We start from the raw sequence: 8,152 nt of genomic DNA, 5'->3' as shown, positions 1-8,152 counted from the left end.
CAGATTTCCTAATATTCGGGTGGACAGGCGGGCAGCAGCGTTTCCGGCCTGAGCTTTCATTTCCAGCTGGGACGCTCGTACTTTGACAATCGCAAACTCAGCCGCTACAAAGAAACCATTGAGTAAAACTAAAAGCAGCGTGATTAAAAAGTTGAGTAACATGGTTTGGTTAAATTAATAAACATAAAGAGGGAAAGTGTGGGGATTAAAAACCTAGGATACGCCCTCGTTGGACTTGCTGCAAAAATCCATTGCCAGCCCCAATCCGGAAATCCGGTGATGCCCTGAAACAGCTTGCACGCAAAGCGTTTGAATATACGCACGTTTCTTTGCATGCAAGCTGTTTTTAGGCTTATTGCCAGCCGCCGCCCAAGGACCGGTATAAATCTACCAGGGATAAAAACTGGGAACGTTTAGTATTAATCAGGGATAATTCCGATTCCAGAACCGATCGCTGGGCCGTAATCACCTCCAGGTAAGTGGCGTAGCCCGTAGCAAAGAGATTATCCGAAGTCCTAGCTGCCTGTCGCAATACTTCGACCTGTTGCGTCTGGTAATCGGCCACGTTGCGGAAGTTTTCCAGTCCTTTCAAACTTTGTACCACTTCCGAAACGCCCCGTAAAATGACCTGCTGATACGCCAGGAAGGAACGATTCCGTTCGGCCTCGGTCACCCGTAAATTACCTTTGATAAACCGCCGATTCAGTACGGGGGCCGATAAACCGCCTAAGATACCCGCCGTCATGGACTCTACATTTCCTAGTACACCCAGCCGGAATGCGTTCAAACCGACATAGGGCGTCAGGTTCAGCGAGGGCAGAAATTCGGCTCGGGCCACGGCTACGTCGATGTTGGCGGCTTCCAGTTCCCGCTCCACCTGACGAATATCGGGGCGACGGCTCATGAGCTGAGCCGGTACCCCCGCCGCGACCGTAGCGGGGAGTTGCTGTTCACGAATCGAGATGCCCCGCTGGATGGGTTGCGGGTACCGACCCAGTAAGATGTTGATCTGGTTTTCGGCCTGAAGGATTTGCTGACGTACGCCGCCTTCCAGACTTTTTGTATTCAGCAACTGAGCGTTAAACTGCTGCACGGCCAGTTCAGTAACCCGACCCGCTGCCTTCTGTACTTCGACCAGCGACAGGGCTTGCTGCTGTAATTCGACGTTATCGCGAATGATTTCCAGTTCCGCATCCAGCGACAGCAATGTGAAATACAGGCGAGCTACCTCGGCCACCAGATCCGTTACAATGACGTTACGACCTTCCTGACTGGCCAGTACGCGGTTGTACGCGGCCCGTTTGCGGTTACGCAGTTTTCCCCAGAGATCAATTTCCCAGGAACTTCGAAAGCCTACAAAGTAATCCGGTACGGGATTCGGAATAATGCTAGAACCGGTTACGTACTCCGAAAAATTGGTATCGTAATTCCCTACGCCATTGAGGGTATAACGGCCGTAACGGTCCACCCCCGCCGAAACAACGGCATCTACCTGGGGCCGTAAGGCCGCCTGACTGATGCCGTACTGGGCCCGGGTTACTTCCAGGCGTTGTAGAGCCATTTTTACGTCCAGATTCCGGGCCAGAGCCGTATCAATCAACGCCACCAGATTGGCATCGGTAAACAGACGGTTATAAGGGTCGTTCCCGATACTCAGGGAATCCGTATTGGGGTCGTTTAAACTACCCGCGTAGGCCGAGGGTACGGGCACTGGAGCAAGGGTGGCGGGCGTATGCCTGACCCGACAACTGCTTAAACTCAATAGCCAGGCTGCGGCTAGGATAGAAAGAATTTGACGTTTACGATTCATGCACATACGTAGATTCAGTGGGGGAAGAAACCGAATCGGCTTCTGATTTAGAGCCCATTCGCTCCGCAAGTTTGGCAAAGATGACGTACAGACCGGGTACGACGACCAGTCCGAAAATGGTACCGATCAGCATACCACCCGCGGCAGCCGTACCGATCGAGCGATTGCCCAACGCTCCGGCACCCGTAGCAATACACAGCGGAATCAGACCCGCGATGAAAGCAAAGGAAGTCATAAGGATCGGGCGTAAACGCGTTACGGCTCCTTCCATGGCTGCTTTCACAATACTCAGACCTTCACGTTGCCGCTGACTGGCAAACTCCACAATCAGAATGGCGTTTTTACCCAAAAGTCCAATCAACATGACCAGGGCTACTTGAGCGTAAATATTATTCTGTAAACCCGCCAGTTGTAAACACAGGAACGAACCAAAAATCCCCGTAGGTAAGGAAAGGAGTACGGGCAGAGGCAACAACAGACTTTCGTACTGAGCTACCAGTAATAGGTAGACAAATAGCAGACACAGCATGAAAATATAAATGGCCTGATTGCCCGAGAGTACCTCCTCCCGCGACATGCCCGACCACGCAAATGAGTATCCGCGTGGTAATTCCTTGGCTGCTACTTCCTCGACGGCTTTCAGGGCGTCGCCACTACTGTAACCAGTGCCCGCATCCCCATTGATCAGAGCTGAGGTGTACATGTTATAGCGGGTGAGCTGCTCGGGACCGTAGACGCGTTCCAGTCGCACGAAATTGGAATAGGGCACCATTTCGCCTTTTTCGTTTTTTACGTGCATGGTGAGTACGTCTTCGGGCTTGGTCCGGTATTCGGGCGAGGCCTGTACCATCACTTTGTACATTTGTCCGAAACGAATGAAGTTAGAAGCGTAGAAACTCCCCATCAGGGTTTGCAGCGTACTCATGGCATTGTCGGCAGTAATTCCTTTCTGAGCAGCTTTATCTTCGTCAATATCCAGCATAAACTGCGGGAAAGTGGGGTCGAAACTCGTAACGACCTCACCCAATTCCGGCCGTTTCCGCAAGGCATCCATGAAATTCTCGGTAACTTTTTTGGTCGCTTGTAAGTCCCCTTTTCCGGTTCGGTCGAGCAGTCGAAGCTCAAAACCGCTGGAGTTACCAAAGCCGGGTACGGTTGGGGGTGGGAAATACTGAATGCTGGCTCCCTGAATATGCCGGGTCTCTTTGGTTAAGGCAGCGATAATATCATCGACTGTTTCCTTCCGTTCCTCCCAGCTTTTTAAGTTAACCATCGCCATTCCGTAGGAAGAACCCGAGCCATCCGTCATCAAACTAAAACCGGCTAGGGTCGATACGTTCTCAACGGCGGGCATTTTCGCCGCCACTCCCTGAATTTGATCGAGTACTTCTTCGGTTCGTTTCACCGTAGCTCCCGCGGGGGTCGTCACGTTCACGTAAATCATGCCCTGATCTTCCGTAGGAATAAAACCGCTGGGCAGAATGGTATTGATGCCCCAGGTACCCGCTACGAAAATCAGTAATATACCCACCGTTACGACCCGTCGGCTGATGATGCGTTTCAGCAAGCTCTGGTAACGACCCGTTAGACAATCAAAACCCCGGTTGAATGCATCAAAGAAGCGATCTAATAGATTCTTCTTCGCACCTGCCGCGTGTGGACGCAGCAGTAAGGCACACAAAGCAGGCGTGAGCGTCAGAGCGTTCAAACCTGAAATCAAAATCGCTACGGCCAGCGTCAGCGAGAACTGCCGATAGAAAATCCCCACGGGACCCGACAGGAACGCTACCGGGACGAATACGGCGGACATCACCAGCGTAATGGCAATCAGAGCCCCGCTGATTTCCCGCATGGCGGCAAACGTTGCCTGGCGGGGTGATAAATGTTCCTGCGTAATTTTAGCGTGGACGGCTTCCACAACCACAATCCCATCATCCACGACAATACCGATGGCCAGTACCAAAGCGAACAAGGTCAGCAGGTTAATTGAAAAACCGATAACACTCATGAAGGCAAAAGACCCTACTAAGGCGACCGGTACCACCAGGGCACAAATCAACGTTGATCGCCAGTCCTGTAGGAAGAGAAATACAACGATGAACACCAGCACGAACGCTTCAAACAGGGTCCGTACCACTTCGTGAATGGAGGCATCGAGGAAGCGGGAAACATCGTAGGCAAAATTATAGGTCATGCCCGGCGGAAACGTCTCTTTCTTGAGTTCGGCCATCCGCTGTTTAACGTTGGCGATGATCTCGCGGGCGTTGGAGCCGGGACGTTGCTTGAGCATGATCGCCGCGGAAGGACGTCCATCGGTTTTGGAAAGCACATCGTAATCCAGGGAGCCAAATTCTACATCGGCTACATCTTTTAGCCGCAGGATCGAACCGCTGGGATCGGCCCGCAGGACAATGTTTTCGTACTGTTTGGGTTCGAAAAATTTACCGGTGTAGCGAAGCACGTACTGCAAAACCTGCGGAGCCCGGTCGGCACTCTCCCCGGCTTTTCCCGGAGCGGCTTCCACGTTCTGCTGACGAATCGCTTCGATCACTTCTTCGGGGGAAAGGTTATAGGCGGTAAGCCGGTCCGGTTTGAGCCAAACCCGCATGGAGTACTCCCGGGAACCCATAATATCGGCAAAGCCTACGCCGTCGATGCGTTTCAGCTCGGCCAGAATGTTAATATCCGCGAAATTGTAAATGAACTTTTCATCGACGGTAGAATCATCACTGAAGATGTTCAGGTACAATAGCATACTGTTCACTTCCTTCTCCGTAATTACCCCGGCTTTGATGACTTCCTCGGGCAACTCATCCAGCACGGCCGTCACGCGGTTCTGCACGTTCATGGCCGCCAGATCAGGGTCCGTACCGACTTCAAAAAAGACCTGAATCAGGGTGGTACCGTCGTTCCCGGAAACGGAGTTCATGTACACCATACCGGGTACCCCGTTGATGGCCCGTTCGAGCGGTGTAGCAACGGCCTTGGTACAAACTTCGGCGTTGGCTCCGGTGTATTTCGTGGTAACGGTGACCGACGGGGGAACAATATCGGGAAACTGCGTCACGGGTAAACCCGTCAGAGCCAGTACCCCCAGTAGCGTAATGACTACGGAGATAACCGACGACAGCAGCGGCCGTTTAATGAATATATCAAACATGAGTTCATTTATTTTTTATGATTGTTCATGGACAGGTATTTTGTACCCTAAGCACAGCTGGCCTTTCAATTCCTTACTAGAATTGTCAGCGTCGCATGCGATAGGGCACCATTTGGCTTGTTGTCGTTTCGGCAACAACTTCTTTGAACCAATCCTTACCAGCCATCAACTCTGCATTCATTAGTCATCAGCGTACGAAAACCATACGTTTACATCACCTTGACGGCATTCTCTTGCGACATACCGAGGCTATCGCTGGAGATAGGTTTGGGGGTAATTTCTTCGCCATCCCGTACGTTCTGAATGCCTTCAAAGACGATGCGTTCGCCGGGCTGTAACCCCGAGCTGACGATGTAATGTTTGCCGACCCGGCCCCGGGGAACGAAACTGCGGGATTTGACTTTTCCCGCCTGATCTACTACAAAGACGTAGTTCTTATCCTGTACTTCAAAAACGGATTTTTGCGGGACGAGCAGGGCATTGGAAACCTGGGTACTGATCCGGATTTTACCGGAAGAGCCGTGCTTCAACAGTTGCTTGGGATTAGCAAACCGGGCCCGGAAGGCAATCGTACCGGAGCCGCCTTCAAACGTACTTTCCATCACTTCGATGTGACCTTTGTAAGGGTACAGGGATTCGTCGGCCAGCAGCATTTCTACTTCTTTGCCTCCTTTACCCAGCAGATTCCGGTTGTTTTTGATGAAACCCAGGTACTCGCGTTCCGATACGTCGAAATAGGCGAACACCTCGTGAATGTCCGAAACGGTCGTTAGCAGAGCCCCTTCTTCAATCAGACTACCGATTTTAAAGGGAATCCGGTTGATGACGCCATCGAACGGAGCCCGGATCTGAGCCTGCGTCAGTTTCAGGGCCGCCGCCTGATGCGACGCCCGAGCCTCGTCGATTTCGGCCCGTGCCGCTTCCAGTTTGGCCTGAGCCAACTCCATCTCCGAGGGCGATACCACTTTGCTAGCCAACAGCAACTTTACCCGCCCTACCTCTACTTCGGCCGTTTTGGCTTGTGCCTGAGCAATTTTTAAGGCAGCCTTTGCCTTGTCGGCCTCTACCTGATATTCGGCGGCGTTCAGACTGAACAGTACCTGTCCTTTCTGAACCCGCTGTCCTTCGTCTACGTGAATTTTTTCGAGAAAACCTCCTACACGAGCCCGGATTTCTACATTACGAACTGCCTCAAGCGTACTCACATACTCACGTTGTAATTCCGTAGATTGTTGGGTAAGCTTTACGACGGGCAAGGTCAGTTTTTCGTCCGTTTGATCGGACTGCTCCTGCTTGGTCTGACAACCCGTCAACCACGCACCGAGCAGCATGGCCCCAAAGCCTATGCTCTTTTTCATAATAACAAGCGGTAAATCGTCCGTAGGCTGCACGCGTTGAGTCAGCATTCTACGAAACCAGTGAAGAAAGAATGGAAAAGAAACGCAGCCCGTCCAGACAGCAGGGTATAAGCGTACTGCCTCAACGTTCGCTGAGTGAAGGAAAAGATTTTATGCAGTCGCCTGGGGGGGAGGCAAAGAAATTTCCATCAGGCAGTGCAGCAACTCAATGGAAGGTTCAGGGGTACGAACTTGGGGTAAGGTTACTACCGTAGGAACCGGCGGTAGTAATCGAAAGACCGCAACAAAGCAGTAGTCTTGCTGGAATTTGGCGAGGTCGCTATCCTCATCGGGATCATCGTGTTCAGGAATGACGTCTTCGAGCCCTAGGCCTTTCTCCAGCACAAACTCAATGAGGCTTTCCATGTCGTTGATCGTCGGATCTTCATGCGTTTCACCGCTTTCCGAATGAATTACGATGTGGTCGGGCGTGTCAATGCTCAGGTTGATGACGTGTAACGCCATCACCAGACAAAACATCTGATACAACCACCAACTTCGTTTTCTTTTTTTCATTCGGTCCAATCAACCCCATACAAAACTAAATCTAAACTAGCCCTAATGCCTAAAAAGTGGATAAATCTTAAAACAAATTGTTTCTATCCTACTATTACTTGTTGATTTAATGATATTCTAATCCTACATACTAGGGAAAGCTATGTTTTGGTGTATAGAAAATGTGGGGCGATTTTTGCCGGTTGCATTGACGATTCATAACCTTTTCAGCGAAAAATAGGATCGCATGGCTCATAAAATCGCTTACTTTTGTTCCTATAGCTTCTTATCTAAAGTCATGCATTTTGAAACCCTTGCGTACTTACAAACCGGTACCCCTCGCCAACAGGAAGCGTATCGGATACTAACGCAGTATCAGGTTTTAGAAAAACTCAGCGGGTACGATCCACTACTGGTTGGAACGATCCCCCTGAATATCGACATCGAGAGCAGCGATCTGGATGTGATCTGTCATTGGCAGGATCAGCAGGAGTTTATTGATACAGTACGAGATTCGTTTAGCGGTTTGAAGGATTTTCGGATTCGTGAAAATCAGGAAATCGTGGTCGCGACGTTTAGACTGGATACGTTCGACATTGAAGTTTTTGGACAGAATCTTCCCACTCGCCAGCAACTAGGCTACCGTCATATGCTCATAGAAGATCAGTTACTTCGGCAATACGGCGAAGACTTCCGCCAACAGATCCTTGCGTTGAAACGCCAAGGCTATAAAACGGAACCGGCATTTGGTAAAGTACTCAAACTTACCGGCGACCCCTACGAGCAGTTACTACGCTTCGAATGATCTACCGTTGTATTGCAACATGACACGATTGATGAGTACCTTAAATATTAACATGTGGTATACTTCTTTAGCATAACATTCACTCACCCGTATACCCAATGAATCAAGCTATGATATGCCCGTTAATCCTGGTTGTAGAAGATGATAAAGAGTACCAGGAATTACTGGAAAGAGGCCACAAGAGAAGCCAAATTTCTTGTGAGTTTAAGATAGTAGATTCGGCGGAAGAGGCATTTCAGTATCTGGAAAATCATCATACAATTCCCAATCTTATTTTGCTGGATTATGATTTGCCCGGCATGGACGGCCTGCAAATGGTAGAAGAGCTGAAAAAGTCGTCCTATCGGGCTCTGCCCATTCTTATGTTTTCCGTGCACAATCGTCCGCAACTTATTGAGCAGGCCTACGAAAAAGGAGTGAGTTCGTTTATTCCTAAACCCGATGGTTATACCTCGATTATCGAACTTTGGCACAGCATCTGTACC

At 50.3% G+C, this 8,152-nt stretch carries 7 protein-coding genes; 2 read left to right on the top strand and 5 right to left on the bottom strand.

Going from position 1 to position 8,152, the window contains the following annotated elements; all coding sequences use genetic code 11:
* From ACOJTG_RS24265 to ACOJTG_RS24245, 5 genes are all read right to left on the bottom strand, one after another.
* Positions 1 to 162: CNNM domain-containing protein (locus ACOJTG_RS24265; protein WP_420156176.1), on the bottom strand; the 162-nt coding region annotated here is incomplete at its 3' end.
* A 190-nt stretch (positions 163 to 352) separates the two neighbouring features.
* A complete protein-coding gene (locus ACOJTG_RS24260) occupies positions 353 to 1,810 on the bottom strand; it encodes a TolC family protein (RefSeq protein WP_420156175.1) in 1,458 nt (485 codons plus the stop codon).
* Positions 1,800 to 4,970, bottom strand: coding sequence for an efflux RND transporter permease subunit (locus tag ACOJTG_RS24255; protein WP_420156174.1), 3,171 nt, complete (start codon positions 4,968 to 4,970; stop codon positions 1,800 to 1,802). The genes ACOJTG_RS24260 and ACOJTG_RS24255 overlap by 11 nt, the downstream gene beginning before the upstream one ends.
* 209 nt (positions 4,971 to 5,179) lie before the next feature.
* Positions 5,180 to 6,328 carry an efflux RND transporter periplasmic adaptor subunit gene (locus ACOJTG_RS24250; protein WP_420156173.1) on the bottom strand — a complete coding sequence of 383 codons (1,149 nt, stop codon included), beginning with the start codon at positions 6,326 to 6,328 and terminating at the stop codon, positions 5,180 to 5,182.
* Between the two features lie 150 nt (positions 6,329 to 6,478).
* Positions 6,479 to 6,883, bottom strand: coding sequence for a hypothetical protein (locus tag ACOJTG_RS24245; protein ID WP_420156172.1), 405 nt, complete (start codon positions 6,881 to 6,883; stop codon positions 6,479 to 6,481).
* 277 nt (positions 6,884 to 7,160) lie between these two features.
* Here ACOJTG_RS24245 and ACOJTG_RS24240 point away from each other — a divergent pair, with 277 nt between their 5' ends.
* Positions 7,161 to 7,667, top strand: coding sequence for a DUF4269 domain-containing protein (locus ACOJTG_RS24240; protein ID WP_420156171.1), 507 nt, complete (start codon positions 7,161 to 7,163; stop codon positions 7,665 to 7,667).
* 110 nt (positions 7,668 to 7,777) lie between these two features.
* A partial coding sequence (locus ACOJTG_RS24235; RefSeq protein ID WP_420156170.1) for a response regulator occupies positions 7,778 to 8,152 on the top strand: 375 nt, incomplete at its 3' end.

The sequence above is a fragment of the Siphonobacter sp. genome (assembly GCF_048595215.1).
Taxonomy (GTDB): domain Bacteria; phylum Bacteroidota; class Bacteroidia; order Cytophagales; family Spirosomataceae; genus Siphonobacter.
This window is presented reverse-complemented; position numbering and strand designations above follow the sequence as displayed.